We start from the raw sequence: 25836 nt of genomic DNA on the forward strand, positions 1-25836 counted from the left end.
ACGATGCCAATTTCAGCATGAAAAACGTTTAAGTGACGGAAACATGACGACAAATCCACACCTTGTGCGTCTCTTGCAGCGATTCCCCATCGCGGGCCATGGCGCGCAAATAACCGAGTCTGTGGTGTCCTTCCAGCAGGCAGTAGGGGCGGGGTAGGGGATGACCGTTCGGGTAGCTGGCTCCCTCCTCCGGCGCCAGCACGATGACAGGTTCCGGCCAGGTGCCTTCGCTCAGCATCTTCTCGCCGAGCCAGGAGCGACGCACATAGCGGTTGCTGCGCAGCATCTCGCCCCAGCGCTCGATCACCTCCATATGGCGGGAGTCCACCTGATCCACCAGTTGGGCGGTGGGCCAGCTTTCACAGGTGAACTGATGGCTGGCGAGATCGATAAAGCTCCAGTTGGACTCAAAACCGCGCCAATGGCGGTAAATCCACTGGGAGAGCACATTTTCAGGAATAAAGGGCACCAGTGGTGCGACCCGTTCAAGATAGGCGGGCAGGGACTCTGTTTTGCGTTCATCCCTGAAGTTGAGGGGCGCCAGTTGTTGGAGCAGTCGGTAATTGAGCATAAGTGGCCTCCCGGTACCTGATTTCACCCTACCCCCATTTATGTCCCATTCCTACCCCGGCAGGGCTGCAAATACAGCAAGTTATCCCGCTTTGCTGTACAAACAACCGCGACTTGTTCGGGATTTGTGCAATCGCATCGAAAGCGTAAAAAAAGCCTTTACCTTTGATCTCCACTTTGTATACTACGCCTCGTTTGTTGCAGGGGCGTAGTTCCAATTGGTAGAACAGCGGTCTCCAAAACCGATGGTTGCGGGTTCGAGTCCTGCCGCCCCTGCCATTTTCAGAAAGGCCAGCTCATTGAGCTGGCCTTTCGCATTTCCGGCGTTCGCCAATTTATCCCTCTCTCCTTTCTCTTCTCCTTCTTGCCGCTAGCCCTCGGTGACTGTGGCCACATTGATCTCGATGTCTGCCGCAAGAGCATTCAGTGTGCAGCAACCCGCTGTTTCAGGACGGTGACCAGCCGCTGGTGGCGGGCGGGGAGCGGCCACTCGGCGCGGTAGATCAGCCAGAGGGTGTCGATCACTTCAATGCTGCTCTGGATCACCCGGATCTTCTCCGGCTGGGCAAAGGCGGTGACGGCGAAGCGGGGCAGCACGGTAAAGCCGAGGCCGCGGGCGACCGGCTCCAGGATCAGGCCGATCTGGTTGGTAAAGCCGCGCAGGGGGAGCTCGTCAACGCGCTGGCCGGGGTAGCGTCGTCCCAACAGGCGTTGTGCCATGCTGCGGCCATCCGGGTGGTCGATAAAGCCGAGCTGACAGAGGTGCTGCCAGCTCGGCTCCTCGCCATCGTTGGGCACCACCAGACAGAGGGGTTCGCGGGCGAAGGGCTCGGCGGCGATGCTGGGGTGTTCCGGCGGCTGATCCACCAGTCCCAGATCGCTGCGCCCTGCCAGTACCGCCTGCACTATGTCGGGGGTGGGGGCGAAACGGTGCTGGATGGTGAGTCCGGGGTGCTCCTGTTGCTGGTCGAGCAGCAGGGGATAGAGCAGCAGACCGATGCTACCCGGGGTGGACAGGGTGATGGCGCCGCGGTGAGGATCGTCGTCCGAGAGGCGTGCCCGCAACTGTTCGGCGGCCTGCGCCTGTTGGCGGGCGAAGTCGAGCAGCACCAGCCCGCGCGGGGTGAGCTCCAGCTGACGGGGCTTGCGCAGCAGCAGGGTGCCAAATTCAGCCTCGAGACGCGAGATATGCTGACTGACGGCGGCCTGAGTGAGATCCAGCCGCTCGGCGGCGCGGGTAAAACTGCCGGTTTCATGCACCACCACCAGGGTGTGGAGCCAGAGTGGATTAACCATAAATTTAATTTATACCTTCGATTACTTTGGCCTTATTTTTCATTATGTCGCCCCTTCCTATCATGTCACCTGTTTCCCACACACAATTTCAAGGTGACGTATGACCTATCCACGCAACTTCTCCCACATCGGCATCACGGTGACTGACCTCGACAAAGCGGTCGAGTTCTATACCAAGGTGATGGGCTGGTATCTCATCATGCCGGCCACCACCATCAGCGAGGATGACTCTGCCATCGGCGTGATGTGCAACGACGTGTTCGGCCCGGGCTGGGGTTGTTTTCGCATCGCCCACCTCTCTACCGGCGACAAGATCGGCATCGAACTGTTCGAGTTCCCCAACAGCGAGCGCCGTGAGAACAACTTCGAATTCTGGAAGACCGGGGTGTTCCATTTCAGCGTGCAGGATCCGGATGTCGAGGGGCTGGCGGCGCGCATCGTCGCGGCGGGCGGCAAGCAGCGGATGCCGGTGCGCGAGTACTACCCAGGCGAGAAGCCCTACCGCATGGTCTACATGGAAGATCCCTTCGGCAATATCGTCGAGATCTACAGCCACAGCTATGAGCTGACCTACTCCGCCGGTGCATATCAGGGGTAAGTAACAGGCCGCCTTAGGGCGGCCTGCTGCTTTGTTGTTACAAGAGTCAGTAGCATGGAATAGCGATCTGGTTCACACGAATAGCGCGTTCTGTTGTTGATAGATGGGAAAATATACAGATTCACTAAAGTCTGTTCATATTGCGGCCGATAGCCTTTGATACATCAGGGTTTTCCCTGCCTGACACAACAACAAGGATTCGTCGTCATGACCCTCTCTCTGCGCGGCAAGCTGCTGGCCACCAGTCTTGGCGTAGTGCTGCTGATGGCATCACTGCTCGGCATCGTTGCCTTTCACACCCTAAAATCTCGCACCATGAGCGCCATCCAGAGCGAGGCGGTCAACTATGGCCACGCCTACTCGGTCGCCATCGGCGAATGGATGACGGATCGCAAGAACACCGTCCATGCGCTGGTCAACCTGATCAGCGATAACCCCCAAGCCGAGCTGGTGCCGCACCTGAAGCAGGCCTACACCTCCGGCGGCTTCGGCCTCACCTATTTTGGCTCCGCGCAGGGGGTGATGACCCGGCAGGATCCCTCCCTCAACACCGGCAACTATGACCCGCGCGAGCGCCCCTGGTATCAGGATGCGGTGAAGGCGGGGCAGCTGATCGTCACTGCCCCCTATGTCAGCGTCACCATGCAGAAGCTGGTGGTTACTCTCTCCGAGCCGGTGCGCCATCAGGGCGAGCTGGTCGGCGCCGTGGGGGCCAACCTGGCGCTCGACAAGCTGATCGATGAAGTACTGGCGATGAAGGTGCAGGGTGAGGGCTACGCCATGCTGCTCGACAGCAGCGGCCTCATCGTCGGCCATCCGCAGAAGGATCTGGCACTCAAGCCCATCGCCGAGCTGGCGCCGGGACTCTCTGCCGCCACCTTCCAGCAGTGGGGCCGCGAAAACAGCGAGCTGCACGCCGCCACCCTCGACGGGCGGGATGTGCTGCTGGCGGTACAACCGGTGCCGGGCACCGACTGGCTGCTGGCCATGGTGATGTATCGCGATGTGCTGGAGGCGCCGCTCAGCAGCCTGCTGTGGGAGCTGGTGGGGCTGACCCTGGTGCTGATGCTGGTATTCAGCGCTCTGCTCACCGCCACCTTCAAATACCTGTTCGCCGATCTCGGTCGGGTCGCGCACGCCCTGCACGACATTGCCCACGGCGAGGGGGATCTCACCGTTCACATCAACACCCACAGCAAGGATGAGGTGGGCCAGCTGGCCCAGAACTTCAACCAGTTCGTGGCGCGGCTGCATGGCATCGTCAGCCGGTTGCGGGATGTGACCATCGAGCTGGCGGCACAGTCCCGTGCCCAGGCGGCCGGGGCGCAGGCCCGCAGTCAGCGGGTACGCCAGCAGCAGGACGAGATCGTGATGGTGGCGACCGCGGTGACCGAGATGGCTTCCGCTACCCAGGAGATCGCCGGTAACGCCGAGTTTGCCGCCACTACCGCCACCGATGCGGTTGCACTGGCGGTCGCCGGTCAATCCCAGGTTGGCCAGAGTCAGCGCAGCATTACCGGTCTGGCGGACGAAGTGGCCGATGCCAGCCAGATCATCAATGAGCTCGACAACCATGCCCAGAAGATCAGCGGCATTCTGGCGACCATCAGCGGCATCGCCGAGCAGACCAATCTGCTGGCGCTCAACGCCGCCATCGAGGCTGCCCGGGCCGGTGAGCAGGGCCGCGGTTTTGCGGTAGTCGCGGACGAGGTACGGGTGCTGTCACGCCGCACCCACGACTCCACCGACGAGATCCAGCAGATGATCGAGACCCTGCAGCAGACCACCCGTCGCGCCGTGGGTGGTATGGAGACCAGCCGTCAGCTGGCGGGTACCAGCGTCGAGGATGCGGAAGCGGCCAACCAGAGCCTTGCCCGGATCAACGAGGCGATCGGCTCCATCAGCGACATGGCGACCCAGATCGCCGCAGCGGCCGAGGAGCAGACCTCGGTGACCGGCGAGATCAGCCGCAATACCGAGAATATCCGCCACGTCTCGCAAGAGCTGGCCGAGCAGGCGGGCAACGAGGCGGCTCAGGCGGCCGAACTCAAGTCGCTGACCGAGCGGCTGGAGCAGGAGATCGGCCGCTTCCGGCTCTGATCCTCAGGCCATCTTCCATGAAAAAGGGCAGCCCGCGGGCTGCCCTTTGTTATTGTCGCTGACCGTCAGGCGGCGCTCTCCAGTTGCGCCAGATGGAAAGCGCGCCAGTTGCCGTCGGGCAGGTAGTGCTTGCCCTGTTGCCACTTGGGATCGTGCTGCACTACGTAGCGGTAGTGGTAGGCCTGCTGTTGGCCGACATAACGCCCCTGCGCCGGGTCGAAGATCTCCACCTCGATGAGCTGGCGCAGATATTCGCTCTGGGGATCATCCTCGCCGTGGAAGTTCTCCATCTCGTCGAGCGCCGCGATGGCGGCAGGGAAGTCGTCCAGCACAAACAGCTCGCCATAGACCCAGTCATCCCCCTGCAGCAGGGCGGGGTAGCCCTTGTGCTGCAGGTGATAGAGAGCGCCGCGCACCCGGGCGCGCCGGGGCGTCTGGCTCACGTGGTGAGCCAGATAGCGGCGGTAGTTGAACAGCCCGTCCATCAGGCTGCCGTAGACGAACAGCGGGCGTGGCTGGCAAAGGCTCATGAGATCTCGCCGCCCACGACTTTGATATCGCCATCCTGCTGCAGCACCACCGCCTCGATGGCCAGCGCCAGCGCGCGGGTAATCTCGCTCATGGCGAGGCAGGGCTGGTTCACCTTGTCCGCTACCTGCTCGGTGATGTAGGGAACGTGAATAAAGCCGCCGCGCACCGCCGGGAACTCTTTTTCAATCAGGTAGTGCAGCTGGTACATGATGTGGTTGCAGACGAAGGTGCCGGCAGTGTTGGAGAGCGCCGCCGGAATGCCGTTCTCCTTGATGCGCTGCACCATTCCCTTGAGGGGCAGACGGGAGAAGTAGGCCGGTGCGCCATCGGCCTGAATCACTTCATCGATGGGTTGCTGCTGCTCGTTGTCGGGGATACGGGCATCGTCGATGTTGATGGCGATGCGCTCCGGGGTAATGGCGAAGCGACCGCCCGCCTGTCCGACGTTGATCACCACGTCGGGCTGGTGCTGACGCATCAGCTCCGCCAGCAGGGTGGCTGACTTGCCAAAGACGGTGGGGATCTGCGCCTTGATCACGGTGGCGTCCAGAATGGTCTCTGGCAGGCGTTTGACCGCCTCCCATGCCGGGTTGATGGGCTCGCCGCCGAAGGGGTCAAAACCGGTAATCAGTACTTTCATCATCTTCTCCCGAATGGTCAGAATGCCCAGAAATACATGAGGGCGATATGGATCAGCACCAGCGTCAGCGCCATCGGTACCTGCACCTTGATCACCTTGTTGAGATCCTTCATCTCCAGCAGGGCGGCGGGCAGGGCGTTGAAGTTGGCGGCCATGGGGGTCATCAGGGTGCCGCAGAAGCCGGCGGTCATCGCCAGCGCACCGGCCACCACCGGGTCACCGCCCTGGGCGATGACGAAGGGGATGCCGATGCCGGCGGTGATGACCGTGAAGGCGGCATAGGCGTTGCCCATGATCATGGTGAAGACCATCATGCCGAGGCAGTAGGCCACCACCCCGACGAAGGGGCTGCCGACCGGCACTACGGTGGAGATGCCGTGGGAGATGACATCGCCGACGCCGGACTTGTTGAAGATCACCCCGAGCGCGGCCAGCAGTTGCGGCAGAATGCCGGTAATGCCGACCTGCTGGATCATCCGGTCGGAGTCACCCACTACGGTAGAGGGGGTGGCACGAGTCAGCAGTACCGTGATGACGAAGGCGATGACCGCCGCCAGACCGATACCGACCTGACCGCCAAGGGGGGTGAACTGGGCGATCACCACCGCCAGCACGGCCAGCAGGATGCAGGGGAGGAAGATCCGGTTGCCGATGCGGCTGGCGTGGCGCTGGGACTCCTCCTCGCTCGCCTGCTCCAGCTTGCCGATCTTCACCTGCTTGAGCAGGGTGATGACCCCCATGGCGAGGATCAGCACGCCATTGATGACATTGGGGATATAGCTGCCGAAGGCAAACAGTACACCCAGAATGGTCCAGAACAGGGCGGTACCGATTTTGGCCGGGTGGCTGGGGTCACGCAGGACGCGCCAGGCGCTGCTGAACAGGATGACGCCGATCAGCACATAAAAGAATTCGAGCATGTTGGGGATGAGGGTCGCCATTATTGTTGCCCCTCCTTGTCGCTGCTCACGGTATATGTCTTGGCCATCTGACGGTCAAACCACATATTGGAAATAGCCACCATCAGCAGGGCGATAATGGCGATCGGCATGGATGCCTTGGCAATATCGACGGCAGAGACGCTATATCCAAGAGATTCAAATGTGCCGACGATCAGCAATACCCCGGCTGAGGCGACGAAGGTATTCTGGGCAAAGAAGTTGCCGTAGTTTTCGGTGGCGGAAACCCGCGCCTTGATATATTCCTCGTCCTCTTCGCTTAATTTGCCGTGCACCTTGGTGGCGGCTGCCTGAGTCATGGGGTTGACCAGCGGACGAATAAATTGGGTGTGACCCTGAACCCGCACCGAGAAGAGACCGGCCAGTTCGCGGATAAACATATAGAGGGTCATGAACTTGCCCGGGGTGAGCTTCTTGATCCGTTCGATCAGGGTGACCGCCTGCTGTTTGAGGCCGTAGCGTTCACAGATGCCGATCATCGGCAGGGTCAGCAGAAACAGTGTCACCATGCGGTTGGAGACGAAGGCTTCCCCCAGCAGGGAGAGGCAATCGGTCATGGAGAGACCGGAGACCAGCGCCGTGGTGACGGCGGCCACCAGTACGACGGCCAGAGTGTCGAGTTTGAAATAAAATCCCAATAAAATAATAAGAATTCCGCTTAATTTAATAAATTCCAATTAATCACCTCGTTAAAGTGAATATTTATATGCATTTTGGGGTGGCCGAGCTGTTTATCATCTGGTTACTGCGATGGCAACAAAAAATCCCCAAAAAGGGATTCGATTGGTTTTCTATTGGGGGTTTTTGCCGGTTTATTGTTCGCTGGTAAATGGTGAGTCCTGCACCGTCCAGGCTATTTTTTGCCCCCTAATCAGTCATTCAGATTATTTTGGGGTGCCTGGCGACAATATTGGGCTGACAATATGATCGCTATTCTCTTCCGTTGGTGGGTGATGGGGATTGTTGCGCAATGTCTATCTGGCAACCGTCAGCGAATGGCTGGGTATGACTGTGGTTGTGCGGAGCTGGGGTGAGGAAAGTGAAAGGGAGAGGCGGAGAGAACCGGTGGCGACGGCATCGCCACCGGTGCTGTCTCAGGGGGTCTGCTTGACCCAAATCAGCTGGTCGGTGGCAAAGCCCAGCGACTTCGCTTTGGCGACCAGCGCATCCACTTTCGCCTTGGGCGGGTTGGGTGAGCGGGAGAGGATCCAGAGGTAGTCGTGGTTGTAGCTGGTCACCAGCGAGAGCTGGTAATCGGGGTCGAGGTCGATGACGTTGTAGCCGCCGTAGAAGGGGCCGAAGAAGCTCACCTTGAGCCGCGCCTCGTCCGGGTTGCCGACGAAGTAGGCCTTGCCCTCCGCCTCACGCCAGCTGCCATCGCTCTGCTTGCCGCGGTTGAGCACCTTGACGCCGCCGTCATCGCGCAGGCTGTAGGTGGCGCTCACCTGCTCCAGCCCCCGTTCGAAGCTGTGGTCGAGGCGGGCGATTTCGTACCAGGTGCCAAGATAACGATCGAGCTGGAAGCCGGTAACGGGGCGGATGCCATCGGCAATCCCGGTACAGGCCGTCAGCAGCAAAGCGGTGAACAGGCAAAGCAGTGAACGCATAAGTAATCCCTCTTTTGTTATCCCTCGATGATGCGCAGCTGGCCATCCCGAAAGCGGGAGGCCTGATCCGTCGGCGTGCTGCCGAAGAAGCGCTTGTACTCCCGACTGAACTGGGAGTTGCTCTCGTAACCGACTCTGGCCGCCGCGGTGCCCGCCTTGATGCCGTCGTGCAGCATCATCATCCGCGCCTTGTGCAGGCGAAACGACTTGATGTACTGCAGCGGCGAGGTGGCAGTGACCGCCTTGAAGTGGTGGTGAAAGGCGGAGACGCTCATGTTCACCTCCCGCGCCAGCTCCTCCATGGTGAGGTTGTCGGCATAACGGGACTCTATCATACGCAGCACCCGAGCGATCTGGCCCACATGGTTGTGGCGATTGGCGAGCGCTTGCAGCGCCGGGCCGCCCACCTCGGTGAGGGCGTGGAACAGCATCTCCCGCACCGTCTGAGGCCCCAGCACCCTGGCGTGCAGCGGGTTGTCCATCAGCTCGATCAGTCGCTCGGCAGCGCAAAACATGGTTTCGGACAGGGGGACCGAGTGGACGCCGCTCTTTTGCGGCACGGGGGCGGGCAGGGCATCGCCAAGCTCCAGCAGCAGCTCTTGCAGGGTTACCAGATCGATCTCGATGGTAAAACCGATAAGCGGCTGCTCGGGGGAGGCGAAGCACTCGCACTCGCAGGGGAGCGGCAGGGTCATCAGCAGATAGTGGTTGGGGTCGTAGCGAAACACCTGATCCGCCAGATAACCCACCTTGTGCCCCTGCAGGATTACGATCATCCGCGGTTGGTAGAGCACCGGGGTGCGGCCATGGTGTTCGGTGGTATAGATGAGGTTGACCTGTTTCACCGGTGATGGGGTGATGCCGGGGGCGGTGACGTGGCGGGTCAATCTGGTTGCGAGGTCGCTGTAACGGTTTTGCATGGGGGCTCTTTGATTCGACAGTTCCGGTTTTCGCTGCTTTGTAGAAATAGGCAAGAATCAAGCAGGATGTTGTCTTGATGGTAGGGTGGCTCTGGAGAAAAATGCAATCACGATTTCGCGGCCAGGCCGCCCTGACTATCAGAAGAAGGCAATGTCGATGAACAACTTTACTCTCCATACCCCGACCAAAATCCTGTTCGGCCAAGGGCAGATCGCCCAGCTGCGCGAGCAGCTTCCGAGCGATGCCCGCGTCATGATCACCTACGGCGGTGGCAGCGTGGTACGCAGCGGCTTGTTGGAGCAGATCCGTAACGAGCTGGCTGGCATGACCCTGTTTGAATTTGGCGGCATCGAACCGAACCCGGCCTACGAGACCCTGATGGGGGCCGTGGAGCTGGCCCGTGCCGAGCGGGTCGACTTCCTGCTCGCCGTTGGCGGTGGTTCCGTGCTCGATGGCTCCAAGTTTATCGCCGCTGCCGCGCACTACGATCTGGCCAAGGATCCCTGGCACATTCTCGAGACCGTCGGCAGCGAAGTGCGTTCCGCCATCCCGCTCGGCTCAGTGCTGACCCTGCCGGCGACCGGTTCCGAAATGAACATGGGCGCCGTCATCACTCGTCGCAGCAGTGGCGACAAGGTGCACTTCTTCTCACCGTTCGTGATGCCGCGCTTCGCCGTGCTCGATCCGGTGCTCACCTACACCCTGCCCGAGCGTCAGGTGGCGAACGGGGTGGTGGATGCCTTTGTTCACATCGTTGAGCAGTACCTCACCTATCCGGTCAACGCCAAGGTGCAGGATCGCTTCGCTGAAGGCTTGCTGCTGACCCTGATTGAAGAGGGCCCCAAGGCGCTGGCCGAACCGCAGAACTACGAGGTGCGCGCCAACATCATGTGGAGTGCCACAATGGCGCTGAACGGCCTGATCGGTGCCGGTGTGCCGCAGGACTGGGCCACCCACATGCTGGGTCACGAGCTGACTGCCCTGCACGGCCTCGACCACGCCCAGACTCTGGCGGTGGTGCTGCCCGCCCTGCTGCAGGCCAAGCGCAAACAGAAGCATGCCAAGCTGCTGCAATACGCAGAGCGGGTGTGGGGTCTGAATAGTGGTAGCGAAGCGGAACGCATCGATGATGCCATCGCCGCGACCCGCGACTTCTTCGAGCGGATGGGGGTCAAGACCCGACTGCGCGACTACGGTCTGAAAGATCTGGGTATCGACACCCTGATCGGCAAGCTGGGTGAGCACGGTATGACCCGTCTGGGCGAGCACGGCGATATCGATCTGGTGCAGAGCCAGCATATTTATGAAGCGGCCTGGTAAGGGCCGCCAATCGCTGCCAAACGGGCGAAACGATTGAATTGCCGGGGCCCTCTCCCGCCATCTGGCGGCTGAGCGGCCCCGCTTTTGTTGGGAAAATGTTACTTTTCGGCGTTTCGCTGCGAGAAGTGCGACGAAAGCGGATTTCGTAAGAACAAAAAACGCTAAGATAGAGGGCCGGTAAAACATTTTTTTTGACTGGTTGGATCACTTTTTTCAGCCGTTTTTACTGGTATAAGCCTCTAATTTGGTTTGTTTTTTTTAATCGTAGCCAGGGATGGGCTGAATTCTGTACGAGTGCCGTCGGGACTGCGGTTGTAATAAAACTCCAAAATTTGATACTAATCACCTTCGCGCCTGAAAAGCGGGGGCCTGACCATGACAGGAGGTTGAGGTAAAGCCTACTGATTTTCATAACAAAGAGCCCTGGACCTGCACTTTGGTCATGTCTTGTTTCGTCAGAAGTGAGACACTGGGCAGCGATTGTTTATTAACCATCAGGGAATAGTCATGCAGATTGGAATACCGAGAGAGAGTCTCGCCGGTGAGACCCGGGTCGCAGCGACCCCGGCTACCGTCGAGCAGCTGAAAAAGCTCGGCTTCGAGGTCGCCATCGAGACCGGCGCAGGCCTGTCGGCCAGCTTCGATGATGCCGCCTTCGAGGCTGCCGGTGCCAGCGTGGTGCCGAATGTCTGGCAAGCCGACCTTATCTTCAAGGTCAATGCGCCGACCGATGCCGAGATCGCACAAATTAAAGATGGCGCCACTCTGGTGAGCTTCATTTGGCCTGCCCAGAACCCTGAGCTGGTCAAGAAGCTGTCCGAGCGCAACATCAATGTGATGGCGATGGATATGGTGCCGCGGATCTCCCGTGCCCAGTCCCTCGATGCCCTCTCCTCCATGGCCAACATCGGTGGCTATCGCGCCGTGGTTGAAGCTGCGCACCAGTTCGGTCGCTTCTTCACCGGTCAAATCACCGCAGCCGGTAAAGTGCCGCCTGCCAAGGTGCTGGTGATCGGTGCCGGTGTTGCCGGTCTGGCGGCCATTGGTACTGCCGGTTCCCTCGGTGCCATCGTGCGTGCGTTCGATACACGTCTGGAAGTGGCTGAGCAGATCGAATCCATGGGTGGGGAATTCCTCAAGCTGGACTTCGGTGGCGAAGATGGTGCATCCAGCGATGGTTACGCCAAAGTCATGTCCGATGAGTTCATCAAGGCCGAGATGGAGCTGTTCGCCCAGCAGGCCAAAGAGGTGGATATCATCATCACCACCGCCCTGATCCCGGGCAAGCCGGCTCCCAAGCTGATCACCAAAGAGATGGTCGACAGCATGAAGCCGGGCTCCGTCATTGTGGACATGGCCGCTCAGGCTGGCGGTAACTGTGAATACACAGTGCCGGGTGAACTGCATGTCACCGACAACGGCGTCAAGGTGATCGGTTACACCGATCTGCCGGGTCGTCTGCCTGCCCAATCCTCCCAGCTCTACGGTACCAACCTGGTCAACCTGATGAAGCTGATGTGCAAGGAGAAGGACGGCAACGTTGCCATCGACTTCGAAGACGTGGTTCAGCGCAACATGACGGTGATCCAGGCCGGTGAAGTGACCTTCCCGCCGCCCGCCATCTCCGTCTCTGCTGCCCCGCAGAAACCGGCCGCTGCCAAACCGGCAGCCAAGAAGGAAGAGGCCAAGCCTTCCAACAAGAAGTTCGTGTTCGGTGCCCTCGGCATCGCCGCCTTCGGCTGGATCGCCTCCGTTGCCCCGGCAGCCTTCCTCTCCCACTTCACCGTATTCATCCTGGCCTGTGTGGTCGGTTACTACGTGGTGTGGAACGTCTCTCACGCCCTGCACACGCCGCTGATGTCGGTCACCAATGCCATCTCCGGCATTATCGTGGTCGGTGCCCTGCTGCAGATCGGGCAAGGGTCGACCCTGGTCACCGCGCTGGCGTTCATCGCCGTGCTGATTGCCAGTATCAACATCTTCGGCGGCTTCACCGTCACTCAGCGCATGCTGAAGATGTTCCGTAAGGATTAAGGGGGTTTAACGTGTCTCAAGGACTGGTAACAGCATCCTATATCGTTGCCGCCGTGCTCTTCATCCTCAGTCTCGCGGGACTGTCGAAGCAAGAAACGGCCAAGCATGGCAACCTGTTCGGTATCGCGGGTATGGCTATCGCCCTGCTCGCCACCGTATTCAACCCAGAGACCAGTGGCGTTCACTGGATCATTCTGGCCATGGTGATCGGCGGTGCCATCGGCGTGCGTCTGGCGCTCAAGGTCGAAATGACCGAGATGCCCGAGCTGGTGGCCGTGCTGCACAGCTTCGTGGGTATGGCGGCAGTGCTGGTGGGCTTCAACAGCTTCATCGATCTGCACCCCTCTGCCCCTGCTGAGGTCGTCGTCTCCGTCGGTTCCAACCTGGATGCCACCCTGGCAGCCGCCCGTGCGGCGTTCGAGCAGGCCAACAGCGTCGCCCAGGTCGAGCACCTGACCGGCGCCATGCTGAACATCCACCTGGTCGAGATCTTCTTGGGCGTCTTCATCGGTGCCGTAACCTTTACCGGTTCCGTGGTTGCCTTCGGCAAACTGCGCGGTCTGATCTCCTCCAAGCCGCTGATGCTGCCGCACCGCCACAAGCTGAACCTGCTGGCCGTGGTCGCCTCTTTGGCCCTGATGGTCTACTTCGTCAACGCCGGTGGCTCCACCTTCGCTCTGCTGGTGATGACCCTGATCGCCTTCGCCTTCGGCTGGCATCTGGTTGCCTCCATCGGTGGTGCCGACATGCCGGTCGTGGTCTCCATGCTGAACTCCTACTCCGGTTGGGCAGCAGCAGCGGCGGGCTTCATGCTCTCCAATGACCTGCTGATCGTCACCGGTGCGCTGGTGGGTTCCTCCGGTGCCATCCTCTCTTACATCATGTGCAAGGCGATGAACCGCTCCTTCATCTCCGTGATCGCCGGTGGCTTCGGCTCCGATGGCGTGGCCTCCACGGCTGATCAGGAGATGGGCGAATACCGCGAAACCAGCGCCGAGGAAGTGGCTGACCTGCTGAAGAACTCCAGCTCCGTCATCATCACCCCGGGCTACGGTATGGCGGTGGCACAGGCTCAGTATCCGGTTGCCGAGATCACCCAGAAGCTGCGTGACCGCGGCGTCAAGGTGCGCTTCGGTATCCACCCGGTCGCCGGTCGTCTGCCTGGCCACATGAACGTGCTGCTGGCGGAAGCGAAAGTCCCGTATGACATCGTGCTGGAAATGGACGAGATCAACGAGGACTTCGCCGATACCGACACCGTGCTGGTGATCGGTGCCAACGACACCGTCAACCCGGCCGCGATGGAAGATCCGGGCAGCCCGATCGCCGGTATGCCGGTGCTGGAAGTGTGGAAAGCGCAGAATGTCATCGGCTTCAAGCGCTCCATGAACACTGGCTACGCCGGTGTCCAGAACCCGCTGTTCTTCAAGGAAAATACCCAGATGCTGTTTGGCGATGCCAAGGCCAGCGTCGAGGCAATCCTGAAAGCACTGTAAGTGCCATTCAGAGAGTGGATATCAAGGAGGCTTCGGCCTCCTTTTTTATTGCCCATCCCTTGTATATCCTCAATCCATACGGACCATGAGGGATCTCCATGATGTGGTGTCAGGGTTGGCGAAGGATCGGGTGGTACGGCTGGCTGCTGGCATCTCTTCTCGTCGGTGGCATGGCTATGGCTCATGACAAGCCGACCCTGACCATATTGACAGAACTGTGGCCCCCCTATGTGATGCACAGCGACAAGGGGGAGCTGGTGGGCGCAGATCTCGAGCTGGCTCGCACCGTGCTGCAGCAGCTCGGCTATCGCACCGAGGTGAAGGTGCTGCCATGGAAGCGGGTGTTGCAACAGGCCCGCCTCGGGCAGGGGGATGCGGTACTCGACGTCTTCTATAACAAGGATCGCCAAGAGTGGCTCCACTATCCCGAAGAGCCGCTCTCTCGTAGTGGCGAAGTGCTCTTCTATCCGGTGGATCGTCCGGTGAAATTCGAGCAATTATCCGACCTCAAGGGGTTGCGGATCGGCATTCAGGCCGACTATGCCTACAGCCCCGATTTTCTGGCCGATGAAGGGGTGATCAGGGTCGCCATGACGGGCGATGGCAAGATGGTCAAGCAGTTGCATCTGATGATGGCCGGCCGACTGGATGGTGTCGTGCTCAATGAACAAGTTGGTCGTTATCTGCTGCGTACCCAGGGGCTGCAGGATCAGGTGTTCAATGGTCGCCGCCTGCTGACCGACGATAACCGCAACTTTCTCGGATTTACCCACAAGCCCGGCCATGACCAGTTGGCGAGGCGCTTCTCGGCCGCCTTGAAACAGTTCAAGCAGACCCCGGCCTACCAGCAGCTGCTGGCCCGCTATCATCTCTAGGTGACTCCATCGTCTGTGCGTTGCATCACAAATTGTCGCGCTTTGTTAAAAGACGGGCATAATGGCGCTAAAAAAGCGATGTTGCGCAACTTAATTTGATTTTATTGATATTAGAATCAAATTAAGTTGATTTGCATGGGGCAGTCATCAGACGGCCACCTCTCTCGCGACGCCTTGGCGACGCGCTCCTGCTTGATGTTGATCCCGTGTCCCCCTTTTTTGCCATGCTGTTGCCTGTGGCGATGACAGGCATTGCGCCACCAAGATGAGAATGCACAGATGAAACCACAATGGACCGACTTTATTACCCTGCTCAAGCGTGAAGTGGTGCCGGCCCTGGGCTGTACCGAGCCGATGTCGGTGGCGCTGGCGGCGGCCAACTGCCGCAAGCTGCTGGGGGAGACTCCGACCCGCATCAGCGTCTGGGTCAGTGGCAATCTGTTCAAGAACGGCATGGGGGTCGGAGTGCCGGGCACCGGCATGATCGGTCTTCCGGTGGCCGCTGCGGTCGGCATCACCGGCGGCAACCCGGATGCCGGGCTGGAGGTGCTCAAGACCCTTACACCAGAACAGGTGGAAGCGGCCAAGACGTTGCTGCCGGTCATCAAGGTGGATGTGAAGGATGTGCCGGACGTGCTCTATGCCGAGGTGCTGGCCGAAGTTGAAGGGCACAGTGCCCGGGTGGTGATCTGTACCGACCACACTCGCATCATCCTGATGGAGAAGGATGGCGAGGTGCTGATGGCGCAGGCCAGCGCTCCCGGCGTGCAGATCCAGCCGGCCAAATCCGCCAAACCGGCCATGACCCTGCGGGAGATCGTCGATTTTGCATTGGAAGTGCCGCTGGCGGAGATCGACTTTATCCGCGAGGCCGCCACCATGAATCAGGCGCTGGCGGACGAAGGGTTGCAGGGTTACGGCCTGAAGATTGGCAAGATCCTCACCGAGCAGGTGGAGCGCAAGCTGCTCTCCGACGATCTGATGACCCTGGCGATGCGCCTCTCCTCCGCCGCCTCCGATGCACGGATGGATGGCGCCATGCTGCCCGCCATGTCCAACTCCGGTTCTGGCAATCAGGGCATTGCCGCCACCATGCCGGTGGTCGCGGCCGCCCGCTTCCTCAAGGCGAGCGACGAGCAGCTGACCCGGGCGCTGGTGATGAGCCATCTGGTGGCCATCTACATCAAGACCTATCAGAACAAGCTGTCGGCCCTCTGCGCCGCCAGTACCGCCGCCATGGGTGCCGGTGCCGCCATTACCTGGCTGCTGGGCGGCCAGTATCAGCAGATCAGCCACTGCATCAACAACATGATTGGCGATGTCTCCGGCATCATCTGCGACGGCGCGGGCAGCGCCTGCTCCATGAAGGTCTCCACTTCCACCTCGGCGGCGGTAAAGTCTTCGCTGATGGCCATCAACAACCTGCATGTCCCCCAGAGCGAGGGGATCGTTTCCGATGATGTGGACCAGACCATCGCCAATCTGGGCCGCCTCTCCAAAGAGGGGATGCTGGATACCGACATTGAAATCATCAACATCATGCGAGCGAAACAGCAGAAGCAGTGAATCTGTGACAAGGGGGCGATAGACCCCCTTGTTCTTGTCACGACGGCGCAGACCGTCTGACACGGTTGCCAGGGCAAGCATGGCGCTTGCTCTTGTTTCTCGGGCCCAAGCCCGCTTTTTGGGGAGTCATACCATGACATTTAGCGTTATCGGCAATCTGGCCATCGCCGCCATCTTGCTGTTCTTTCTCTACCGGTTACAGGAAAAACATGTGAGCTTCACCCGCCGGGTATTTGCCGGTCTGGGGCTCGGTATTCTGTTCGGCGCCGCGTTGCAACTGCTTTACGGTGCAGGTTCGCCCGTCATTGTTCAGACCATCGACTATCTGGATATCGTGGGTAGCGGCTATGTGAAGCTGCTGCAGATGATCATCATCCCGCTCATCATGGTCTCCATCATCAGCGCTATCTTGAAGCTCAATGGCGGCACCGCGCTGGGCAAGATCAGTGCCATGACCATAGGCGTGCTGATCTTCACCACCGCCATCGCCGCCGGGGCAGGCATCCTGATGTCCAACCTGTTTGGCCTGACCGCTGAAGGGCTCACCTCCGGTGCCGCCGAGAGCGCCCGTGGCGCTGCGCTGCAGACCACCCTCGGTAGCGTCGAGAGCATGTCGTTCGCCAAGATGATGCTGGAGTTCATTCCGGCCAACCCCTTCCTCGACATGACCGGGGCGCGCAAGACCTCCACCATCGCCGTGGTGATCTTCTCCATCTTCATCGGCCTTTCCGCTACCGGCATCGCCCGCAAGAAGCCGGAGATCTTCGCCAGCTTCAGCCACTTCGTGGCCGTGGCTCATGCCATCGTGATGCGGATGGTGACTCTGGTGCTGCGCCTGACCCCGTTTGGCGTACTGGCGCTGATGACCAAGGTGGTCTCCGGCTCCAACTATGCGGATATTCTCAACCTGCTCAGCTTTGTGATGGCCTCTTACGGCGCCATCGCCATCATGTTTGTCGTGCACCTGCTGCTGGTGAGCATGGTCGGCATCAACCCGCTGCGCTTCCTCAAGAAGATCACTCCGGTGCTGGCGTTTGCCTTCACCTCGCGCACCAGTGCGGGATCCATCCCGATGAACGTGCAAACCCAGACCAAGTCGCTGGGTATTCCTGAGGGGATCGCCAACTTCGCCGCCTCCTTCGGTTCCACCATCGGCCAGAACGGCTGTGCCGGTATCTATCCGGCCATGCTGGCCGTGATGATTGCCCCGACCGTCGGGGTCAACCCGATGGATCCCGGCTTTATCATGACCCTGATCGCCATCATCACCGTCAGCTCCTTCGGGGTGGCCGGGATTGGCGGCGGTGCTACCTTTGCCGCGCTGATCGTGCTCTCCGCGCTGGACTTCCCGGTGGCGCTGGCCGGGCTGCTCATCTCCATCGAGCCGCTGATCGACATGGGTCGTACCGCGCTCAACGTCTCCGGCTCCATCACCGCAGGGACGGTGACCAGCCGCCTGCTGGGGGAGACTGACATGCATGTGTTCAACAGCGATCACGAAGTGAGTCTGGACGGCGAAGAGTCCACCGTCTGATTTGCTATCGGTTGATCTGGACGTGGGAAGGGGCGACTCTTTCCCGTCATAGACCGCAGGGAGGGCATGCCCTCCCTGCGCCATTGAGAGGAAAAACTATGAGAATTCTGATCATCGGTGGCGAAGCCGCCGGTATGAGCGCGGCCGCCAAGGCACGCCGTCTGGCCATCGATGCCGAAATCGTGGTGTATGAGGCCTCCGAGGTGATCTCTTTCGGTGCCTGCGGCCTGCCTTACTTCGTCGGTGACGAGTTTCAGGAGCCCGGTTACATGGCCGAGTTCACCCCCGAGCAGTTCGCCGCCAAGGGGATCGAGGTCAAGATTGGCCATCGGGTGCTGAGCGTTGACGCAACTGCCCAGACCTTGGTGGTGGAGCATAACGGCGACACCTTCACCGATCGCTACGACCGGCTGATGATCGCCACCGGTGCCCGTGAAGTGATGCCCCCCATCCCCGGTTTGCAGCAGCAAGGGGTATTCGGTCTGCGCCGGATGGCCGATGGGTTGGCATTGAAGGCGGCGGTGCAAGACAAGAACAATCGCCGCGCCGTGGTGATCGGCTCCGGCTTTATCGGGCTGGAAGTGGTCGAGGCGCTGGTCCATCAGGGTAAAGAGGTGCGTCTCATCGAACTGGCGGATCGAGTCATCCCCGATGCGTTTGATGGCGAGATCACCCAGCACATCGAAACAGAACTGCGCGAGCAGGGGGTATCTCTCCATCTGGGTGAGCGAGTTGAAGCACTGCTGGGGGATGGTCGGGTGACCGGCGTGCGCACCAGCCAGGGCGAGTACGAGGCCGATATCGTGGTGGTCTGCACCGGGGTGAAGCCCAACACCGAGTTTCTGGCTAATACCGGCATCGAGCGGCTCGGCAATGGTGCCATCAAGGTGGACCGTCAGGGGCGCAGCTCGCTGGCCAACGTCTGGTCGGCCGGCGACTGTGCCAGCGTCTGGCACAGCGTAAAGCAGCAGCAGGTCTATGTACCGCTCGCCACCATCGCCAACAAGCTGGGGCGCATGGTGGGTGAGAACCTGGCCGGGGCCGAGCAGGAGTTCCCGGGTACCCTCGGTTCTGCGGCGCTCAAGGTGTTGGGGCTGGAGGCGGGCCGTACCGGCCTCTCCGAGCAGGAAGCCAAGGCGATGGGCATCGACTATCGCACCGTGGTGATCAAGGACAAGTGCCACACCAACTACTGCCCGGGTCAGTCCGACATTCACGTCAAGCTGGTCTACGAGGCGGGCAGCAAGCGGCTGCTGGGCGGCCAGATCCTCGGTCGCAAGGGGGCGGTACACCGCATTGACGCGCTGGCGGTGGCCATCACCATGGGGGTGACCACCGAGCAGCTCGGCATGCTGGACTTTGCCTACGCGCCGCCCTTCTCCCGCACTTGGGATGCCCTGAACGTGGCGGGCAACGTCGCGAAGTAACAGGCGCTGGTCAGGCGGAAAATGAGAAGAGGCGGCACAGGGGGCCGCCTCTTCTTTTTGTTTAAAGCTGCCTCAGGGATTGGCAGGGGGATCTTGCCGCTCCGGCTTGCCTGTCGCCGGTTTGCTGCCGACCAGCACGGCGCCGAAGAAGATAAGCGCAACACCTGCCGCCTTGCTTGCCACCAGCGGTTCGGCAAAGACCGGCATGCTCACCGCCAGCAGATAGACCAGCCCGTAACTGGTGCTGAGCAGTGGGTAGGCGATATTGAGCGGTGTGGAGTGCAGCGCGGCCAGCCAGCAGAGCAGCGATAGCCCGTAGCAGAGGATGCCGATGACGATGGTGAGGAGTGGCAGGGGGTGAGCCAGCATCACGGCGGGATCGGCCTGCCATGCAGGGAGGCTGATCGCTCCCCACTTCATGCAGAGCTGCGCCACCGTCACCAGCACTATGCTGCCTAACACGTAGAGATAGCCCTTCATCGCAGGCCTCCCAGCAGCAGGGCGCCGACGATGATGGTGGCAGCCCCCAGCCAGTTGTGGCTGCTCACCGGCTCGTGGAAAAAGAGGCGTGAGCCGAGCAGCACCAGCACCAGATTAATGCTGAGCATGGGGTAGGCCATGCTCAGCGGCAGTCGTTGCAACAGATAAATCCAGAGCAGCATGCCACTGCCAAGTGCTGCCACGCTGGCAACAAGCCAGGGGGAACGCAGCTTTTGCAGGTGGTTACAGGGGTTACGCTGCCAGCAGATAACGGCCTGCTTTTGCAGCATCTGGCCGCTGCTGGTCAGCAGGCACACCAGTAATAGCAGCACTATATCCATCAGCGTACTCCATGGTAGATGAGCAGGGTCAGCCGGTGGCTGACGAGGGTCTCGTCGGCAGGGGGCAGAGGGCCGGTCTCTCCGTCGTGATCGGTCTTCATCAGCAGGGCAACTTGCCCCTTCTCGCGCGCTTGTGCCAACCATCTCGGGAACTCTGCACGGGCAACATAGCGGCCCTTGGCATCCGGATAGCCCAGGCCGTAAGCTAGCTCTCCTTTGTCGTCGAACAGCATGATCTCGCCGCGCCGGGTGCTCCGGGCGAGAGCGGATGCCAGTCCCGGATCGCTGGCCAGCAGAGTCTCTGAACCCTGCAGCACGGCCTGATTGGTCTCGATGAAACGCTCTGGCAGCTTTGAGTCGATCAGTGATTGCGGCAGCGCCCAGGGCAGGCCGATGGCCAGTATCATGGGGCAGAGCGCGCTCAGGACCCAGCGGCGACTGACCGCCTGCAACTGGATGAGTCCGAGCAGGGACCAGCCGATAAAGATGGCCATGGCCACCGACAGTGCCCCGTGATCCTCTTCACCGTAGATGGCTTGGTCGCGGGATAAAGCCAGCACGGTCAGCACTACCAGTCCGATGAGGCCGAACAGGCCGTTCAGCCAGGCGTTGAGTTTGAAGGCCCGCTCTTTACCTTCCTTGATTTTGTCCACGGCGCTGGTGGCCATCAGCATGGCCAGCGGGGCGAAACAGGGCAGGATATAGGTGAGCAGCTTGCCTTTGGCAATGCTGAAGAAGAGCAGCGGCAACACCACCCAGGCCAACAGATAGAGGGTTTCCGGGCTGTTCTTGCGCGCTTGCCATCCTTGCTTCAGTGCCCCCGGCAGCAGGCCGAGCCAGGGCAGGGTGCCGAGCAGCCCCATCGGCAGGTAGTACCAGAATGGCGCCTTGTGCTGCGCATCTTCCGAGGCGAAGCGCTGGATGTGCTCAATCCAGAAGAAGTAGTGCCAGTAGTCCGGCTCGCGCAGGTGTACGGCGATGGCCCAGGGGGCGACCAGCAGAGCCGCGCTAAGGATGGCCAGCGGCCCGAAACATACCAGCTCGCGCAGACGGCGCTGATAGATGGCGTAGGGCATGATGGCTACCACGGGTACCGCCAGTGCGATAAAGCCTTTGGTGAGAAAGCCCATGCCGCAGGCGAGGCCGAACAGCAGATAGCCTGCCACTCTGCGACCGGGCGGCCCTTCTTGCCGGATGAGGTAGAAGCTCACCATGGCGGCATTGAGCCAGAGGGTGACCATGGCATCCAGCACGCTGTAGGTGCCGATGCCGTAGACGATCAGGGTCGAGAGATAGATCAGGCTGGCGAACCACGCTGTACGCCGGCACTGCCACAGCTGCAGAGCGAACCAGAAGATCAGCAGGGCGCTCAGGCCGGTGGCTGCGGCCGAGGCGAAGCGGACCGCAAAGTTGCTCTCGCCAAACAGCAGCTGGCTGAGGCTGTTGAACCAGAAACCGGCGATGGGTTTCTCGAAGTAGCGCAGGCCAAGGAAGTGGGGCACCACCCAGTCACCCGTGGTGATCATCTCCCGGCTGATCTCGGCGTAACGGTTTTCGTCCGGGCTCCACAGCATCCGCTGGTTGAGTGGCAGCAGGTAAAAGGCGAGGAAGAAAAGGGGCAGGGCCCATCGGGTCATCTTCATGAGATTCTCTGTTGCAATCTGGCGAGCGGGTTCATGGCGTCATCTTGCAACCGAGCCACCCTTCGCGTCCTGGCAGGGAGCCGCGCAGCAGATGGCTGGTCGGCAAGAGGGCTGGGTCGGGGGGAAGCAGGTTGCCAAGGGGGATGAAGTGGATGCCGCGCGACCTGGCTTCATCGAGCAGGAGATCGAACTGCTCGGCCATGACGATCCCCTCCACCTCGGCGTGGATGGTGTAGACATGGGGGCCCGGTTGCGGTGCCGCAGTCAGCTGCTCCAGCAGGAAGTGGTTGAAGCGCTCGGCCGTCACCTGGCTGCCAATCACCTCGTCAAAGGTGGGCAGGTTGACCGGGATCTGCGGGGTGCCGGGCCGACCATCCTCCAGAATGGGACGGAACAGGCCGCAGCCACGGCAGTCACTGTTGTAACGAAAGCCGAACTGCTCCTTGGCCTGGGTGGTGAGGGGATCGGCTCGCCAGCCGGCGGCGGCGGAGCAATCCACTTCGCGCCCCAGGATCTCGCTCAGGGCATCGACTCCGAGCCGGGTCTGGCGGATCAGTTCGGCTTCGTCCCAGCGACCGGTATTGGCCTGCCAGCCGTGGTGATCCCAGGCATGCAGCCCCACCTCATGGTGCGCCTTATCGGTGTCGCGCATCAGGGAACCCAGCTCTCTGCCGATGGACTTGCCGGGCCAGGCGGTGCCAGCCAGCAGGATATCGAGCCCATAGAGGGATGCGGCGTTGGAACGCAGCATCTTGAGCAGGAAGCGGGGTTTTAGCAGGCGCCACAGGTGGCGCCCCATGTTGTCCGGACCGACCGAGAAGAAGAAACTCCCCTTCACCTGATGCTTGTCGAGCAGTTGCAGCAGGCGGGGAACCCCGTCACGGGTTCCCCTGAAGGTATCGACGTCGATCCGCAGACCCACTTCAGTCATGCTCGACTCCCGTCGTGACCGCCCCCTGCAGGAAGAAGTCCAGCGTCTTGCCGATGGTCTCTTCCATCTCGATGGTCGGTTCCCAGTCGATCAGCTTGCGGGCATTACGGATGCTCGGGCGGCGGTGGGAGACATCCTGATAGCCGTCGCCGTAGAAGGACTTGCTCTCCACCAGATTGAAGCCGGCAAATGGCGGGAAGTGGTGGCGCAACGGGTGGGCCTCGAACTTGGCGAGCAGCACCTCGGCCATCTCGCGAATGCTCGCCTCGTTATCCGGGTTGCCGATGTTGATGATCTGGCCGTTGCAGCGATTGCCCCTGTTTTCGACGATGCGAAACAGGGCTTCAATGCCATCCTCAATATCGGTGAAGCAGCGTTTCTGGGCGCCGCCATCCACCAGCTGGATCGGGGTGCCGTCCACCAGATTGAGGATCAGTTGGGTGATGGCGCGGGAACTGCCGATGCGGGCAGAGTCCAGGCTGTCGAGGCGTGGGCCCATCCAGTTGAAGGGACGGAACAGTGTGAAGTTGAGCCCCTCTTTTTTGCCGTAGGCCCAGATCACCCTATCCAGCAGCTGCTTGGAGACCGAGTAGATCCAGCGCTGCTTGTTGATGGGGCCGACGATGAGGCGGGATTCATCTTCGTCGAAGCTGTGGTCGTCGCACATCCCGTACACCTCGGAGGTGGAGGGGAAGATGATGCGCTTGTGGTACTTGACGCAGTAGCGGACGATCTTGAGGTTCTCTTCAAAGTCGAGTTCGAACACCCGCAGCGGGTTGCGGGTGTACTCGATGGGGGTGGCGATGGCCACCAGCGGCAGGATCACGTCGCACTTCTTGATGTGGTACTCGATCCACTCGGTGTGGATGCTGATGTCCCCCTCCACGAAGTGGAAGTGGGGGTGGCCGATGAAGCGTTCCACTGCGCTGGAGCCAATATCGAGGCCATAGACCTCGTAGCCGCCATCCTTGAGCAGACGCTCGGTGAGGTGGTTGCCGATAAAGCCGTTGACGCCGAGGATCAACACCCGGGTCAGCCGTGCCTTGCGCATGGCCTTGCTCGCCTTGTCGCCGATCTTCATCCCTTCCATCAGCCCCAGCTCGCGGGCAAGTTGGGCGCCGCGTACATAGAGCCCTCCTTCGGCCTGGCCTGTCAGGATCTCCAGCACCCCTTCACCACAGGCCACCTGCAGCGGGTCGTGGGAGAGAATGGTGCCCGGCTGCTGGTCGCTCTGGATCGCCAGCGGCTTTGCCTGCCAGACCGTCAGCTTGCGATCACCGGCGAAGCTGAAGGCCCCCGGGTAGGGCTGGGTAACGGCACGTACCAGGTTATAGAGATCCCTGGCGGGCTTATCCCAGCGCAGCTTGCCATCGGCCGGGGTGCGGCGACCATAGTAGCTTGCCTTGCTCTCGTCCTGCGGGGTGAAGGTGGCGTCACCGCGCTTGAGTTTGACCAGCTCCCCTTCCAGCAGGGCGTGGGCTGCCTGGCGCATCTTGCCATGCAGGGTCAGTGCGGTGTCATCGTGGGCAATGGTTACTGCCTGTTGGGCAAGGATATCGCCGGCATCGGCACGGGCTGTCATCCGGTGCAGGGTCATGCCGGTTTCGCGCTCGCCGTTGACCAGACACCAGTTGATGGGCGCCCGGCCACGATAGGCAGGCAGCAGGGATCCATGCAGATTGAAGGCCCCGACGGTCGGGATATCGAGGAGTTCCTGCTTGAGCAGGTTGCGGTAGTAGAAGGAGAAGATGGCCTCGGGCGCCAGTTCGCGGATACGCTCGACCCAGAGCGGGTGGTTCACGTCTTCGGGAGAGTAGACCGGCAGGTCATGTTCGGCGCAGAGCTGGGCCACCGAACCGAAGAAGCGGTTCTCGCCCGGATCATCGGCGTGGGTGAAGACCGCCTGGATCTGATAACCGGCCTGAAGCAGGGACTCGATACCGGTGCAGCCGATATCGTGATAGGCAAAGACAACAACGTTCATGATTGAGTTTCCTGTTGCGAAGCATCCGGTGTGGAGCGAACGACTTGGTGAATGAAGTAGCGGGGACGGGCGCGCACATCGGTATACATGCGGCCTATGTACTCACCCAGCAGCCCCATCCCGATCAGCTGTACGCCGACAAAGGTGAAGAGAATGGCAAACAGGGTGAAGACGCCATCTGCTGCCCAGTCGGCGCCCAGTAACAGACGCAGCAGCAGCAGCAGGATCGAGAAGGTGAAGCCGATCCCCGCCACCAGGCTGCCAACGATGCTGAGCAGGCGCAGCGGGGCCGTGGTCATGCAGGTGACCAGGTCGTACATCAGGTTGATAAGGTGCATCAGGCCATATTTGGATTCGCCGTGGGCCCGCTCGGCGTGGCCCACCTCCAGCTCGGTGGTGCGGCGGGCAAAGCTGTTGGCCAGGATGGGGATGAAGGTGCTGCGCTCCTGACAGCAGAGCATGGCGTCGATGATGTGGCGGCGATAGGCACGCAGCATGCAGCCGTAGTCGCTCATCTGGACGCCGGTGGCCCGCTGTACCGACTTGTTGATAAAGCGTGAGGCTGTCTTGCGAAACCATGAATCCTGCCGGTTGCGGCGGATGGTGCCGACCACGTCATACCCTTCCATGGCGGTGGCGACCAGCCGCGGGATCTCTTCCGGCGGGTTCTGCAGATCGGCATCCAGGGTGATCACCAGATCCCCTGTTGCCGTCTCGAAGCCGGCCATGATGGCGGCATGCTGGCCATAGTTGCGGTTGAGCAGCACGGCGACCAGCTTGCTCCCTTCGCGATTGGCGGCTTCGCTGATGATGGTGGCGGATCGGTCGTTGCTGCCGTCGTCGATCAGGATCACTTCGTAATCCTGGCTCAGCTGCTCGCAGGTGTCGGTCACCCGTTGCAGCAGTTCCGGCAGGCTCGCCTCCTCGTTGTAGACGGGGATGATGACTGAGACCCGTTTGATGTCGTTATGGTTCACGTATTG

Annotated in this window: 23 protein-coding genes and 1 tRNA gene; 10 read left to right on the forward strand and 14 right to left on the reverse strand. The window is 60.8% G+C overall.

Features of this window, described 5'->3' with window-relative positions:
- Window positions 1–28: 28 nt before the first annotated feature.
- Complete coding sequence (locus G5533_RS13595; protein ID WP_421172629.1) at window positions 29–571, reverse strand: hypothetical protein; 543 nt, start codon at window positions 569–571, stop codon at window positions 29–31.
- A gap of 201 nt (window positions 572–772) precedes the next feature.
- Between G5533_RS13595 and G5533_RS13600 the strand changes: the two genes are divergently transcribed.
- A tRNA-Trp gene (locus G5533_RS13600) sits at window positions 773–849 on the forward strand.
- A 144-nt stretch (window positions 850–993) separates the two neighbouring features.
- On the opposite strand, the gene G5533_RS13605 is transcribed toward G5533_RS13600, so the two are convergent.
- Complete coding sequence (locus G5533_RS13605; RefSeq protein WP_421223000.1) at window positions 994–1866, reverse strand: LysR family transcriptional regulator; 873 nt, start codon at window positions 1864–1866, stop codon at window positions 994–996.
- Between the two features lie 100 nt (window positions 1867–1966).
- On the opposite strand from G5533_RS13605, the gene G5533_RS13610 reads away from it, so the two are divergent.
- Window positions 1967–2464, forward strand: a complete 498-nt coding sequence (locus G5533_RS13610) for a lactoylglutathione lyase family protein (RefSeq protein WP_201990916.1) — start codon at window positions 1967–1969, stop codon at window positions 2462–2464.
- 207 nt (window positions 2465–2671) lie between these two features.
- Window positions 2672–4564 (forward strand): methyl-accepting chemotaxis protein, encoded by a 1893-nt coding sequence (locus tag G5533_RS13615; protein WP_421206335.1) that lies wholly within the window; start codon window positions 2672–2674, stop codon window positions 4562–4564.
- 65 nt (window positions 4565–4629) lie between these two features.
- Here G5533_RS13615 and G5533_RS13620 read toward each other — a convergent pair whose 3' ends face one another.
- From G5533_RS13620 to G5533_RS13645, 6 genes are all read right to left on the reverse strand, one after another.
- Window positions 4630–5094 (reverse strand): gamma-glutamylcyclotransferase family protein, encoded by a 465-nt coding sequence (locus tag G5533_RS13620; RefSeq protein ID WP_042031904.1) that lies wholly within the window; start codon window positions 5092–5094, stop codon window positions 4630–4632.
- Window positions 5091–5738 carry a pyroglutamyl-peptidase I gene (gene pcp, locus G5533_RS13625; RefSeq protein WP_421223002.1) on the reverse strand — a complete coding sequence of 216 codons (648 nt, stop codon included), beginning with the start codon at window positions 5736–5738 and terminating at the stop codon, window positions 5091–5093. Before pcp ends, G5533_RS13620 begins: the two co-directional genes overlap by 4 nt.
- A 14-nt stretch (window positions 5739–5752) precedes the next feature.
- A complete protein-coding gene (locus G5533_RS13630; protein WP_216952266.1) occupies window positions 5753–6676 on the reverse strand; it encodes a DUF979 domain-containing protein in 924 nt (307 codons plus the stop codon).
- The gene (locus G5533_RS13635; RefSeq protein WP_005341931.1) at window positions 6676–7371 is read right to left on the reverse strand and encodes a DUF969 domain-containing protein; all 696 of its coding nucleotides are present in this window, start codon (window positions 7369–7371) and stop codon (window positions 6676–6678) included. The genes G5533_RS13630 and G5533_RS13635 overlap by 1 nt, the downstream gene beginning before the upstream one ends.
- 417 nt (window positions 7372–7788) lie before the next feature.
- Complete coding sequence (locus G5533_RS13640; protein ID WP_005356301.1) at window positions 7789–8301, reverse strand: lipocalin family protein; 513 nt, start codon at window positions 8299–8301, stop codon at window positions 7789–7791.
- 17 nt (window positions 8302–8318) lie between these two features.
- On the reverse strand, window positions 8319–9221 hold the full coding sequence (locus G5533_RS13645; protein WP_441254897.1) for an AraC family transcriptional regulator: 903 nt from the start codon (window positions 9219–9221) through the stop codon (window positions 8319–8321).
- A 157-nt stretch (window positions 9222–9378) separates the two neighbouring features.
- On the opposite strand from G5533_RS13645, the gene yqhD reads away from it, so the two are divergent.
- From yqhD to G5533_RS13680, 7 genes are all read left to right on the forward strand, one after another.
- Window positions 9379–10542 (forward strand): alcohol dehydrogenase, encoded by a 1164-nt coding sequence (yqhD, locus tag G5533_RS13650; RefSeq protein ID WP_159158011.1) that lies wholly within the window; start codon window positions 9379–9381, stop codon window positions 10540–10542.
- Window positions 10543–11049: 507 nt separating this feature from the next.
- Window positions 11050–12576: a Re/Si-specific NAD(P)(+) transhydrogenase subunit alpha gene (gene pntA / locus G5533_RS13655; RefSeq protein ID WP_019446577.1), complete on the forward strand. Its 1527-nt coding sequence runs from the start codon at window positions 11050–11052 to the stop codon at window positions 12574–12576.
- Window positions 12577–12587: 11 nt separating this feature from the next.
- Window positions 12588–14072 (forward strand): Re/Si-specific NAD(P)(+) transhydrogenase subunit beta, encoded by a 1485-nt coding sequence (gene pntB / locus G5533_RS13660; RefSeq protein WP_069526987.1) that lies wholly within the window; start codon window positions 12588–12590, stop codon window positions 14070–14072.
- 98 nt (window positions 14073–14170) lie between these two features.
- Entirely contained in the window at window positions 14171–14947 is a 777-nt protein-coding gene (locus G5533_RS13665) for a substrate-binding periplasmic protein (RefSeq protein WP_047440371.1), read from the forward strand.
- Window positions 14948–15226: 279 nt separating this feature from the next.
- Window positions 15227–16513: an L-cysteine desulfidase family protein gene (locus G5533_RS13670; protein WP_421255801.1), complete on the forward strand. Its 1287-nt coding sequence runs from the start codon at window positions 15227–15229 to the stop codon at window positions 16511–16513.
- Window positions 16514–16646: 133 nt separating this feature from the next.
- A complete protein-coding gene (locus G5533_RS13675; RefSeq protein ID WP_421255802.1) occupies window positions 16647–18047 on the forward strand; it encodes an L-cystine transporter in 1401 nt (466 codons plus the stop codon).
- 98 nt (window positions 18048–18145) lie between these two features.
- Complete coding sequence (locus G5533_RS13680; protein WP_441254900.1) at window positions 18146–19474, forward strand: CoA-disulfide reductase; 1329 nt, start codon at window positions 18146–18148, stop codon at window positions 19472–19474.
- A gap of 72 nt (window positions 19475–19546) precedes the next feature.
- Here the strand turns inward: G5533_RS13680 and arnF are convergent, their stop codons facing one another.
- From arnF to arnC, 6 genes are read right to left on the reverse strand one after another with little or no spacing between them, the layout of a single operon-like run.
- Window positions 19547–19954 (reverse strand): 4-amino-4-deoxy-L-arabinose-phosphoundecaprenol flippase subunit ArnF, encoded by a 408-nt coding sequence (gene arnF, locus G5533_RS13685; protein WP_216952260.1) that lies wholly within the window; start codon window positions 19952–19954, stop codon window positions 19547–19549.
- Window positions 19951–20295 (reverse strand): EamA family transporter, encoded by a 345-nt coding sequence (locus G5533_RS13690; protein WP_216952259.1) that lies wholly within the window; start codon window positions 20293–20295, stop codon window positions 19951–19953. Before G5533_RS13690 ends, arnF begins: the two co-directional genes overlap by 4 nt.
- Window positions 20295–21938 carry a lipid IV(A) 4-amino-4-deoxy-L-arabinosyltransferase gene (gene arnT / locus G5533_RS13695; RefSeq protein WP_421255804.1) on the reverse strand — a complete coding sequence of 548 codons (1644 nt, stop codon included), beginning with the start codon at window positions 21936–21938 and terminating at the stop codon, window positions 20295–20297. The genes G5533_RS13690 and arnT overlap by 1 nt, the downstream gene beginning before the upstream one ends.
- Window positions 21939–21969: 31 nt before the next feature.
- Window positions 21970–22869, reverse strand: a complete 900-nt coding sequence (gene arnD, locus G5533_RS13700; protein ID WP_216952257.1) for a 4-deoxy-4-formamido-L-arabinose-phosphoundecaprenol deformylase — start codon at window positions 22867–22869, stop codon at window positions 21970–21972.
- Window positions 22862–24853, reverse strand: a complete 1992-nt coding sequence (gene arnA, locus G5533_RS13705) for a bifunctional UDP-4-amino-4-deoxy-L-arabinose formyltransferase/UDP-glucuronic acid oxidase ArnA (protein WP_421255805.1) — start codon at window positions 24851–24853, stop codon at window positions 22862–22864. The genes arnD and arnA overlap by 8 nt, the downstream gene beginning before the upstream one ends.
- A complete protein-coding gene (gene arnC / locus G5533_RS13710) occupies window positions 24850–25830 on the reverse strand; it encodes an undecaprenyl-phosphate 4-deoxy-4-formamido-L-arabinose transferase (protein ID WP_266135216.1) in 981 nt (326 codons plus the stop codon). The genes arnA and arnC overlap by 4 nt, the downstream gene beginning before the upstream one ends.
- Window positions 25831–25836: the final 6 nt, after the last annotated feature.

The sequence above is a fragment of the Aeromonas sp. A600620 genome (assembly GCF_029479985.1).
GTDB lineage: Bacteria > Pseudomonadota > Gammaproteobacteria > Enterobacterales > Aeromonadaceae > Aeromonas > Aeromonas veronii_A.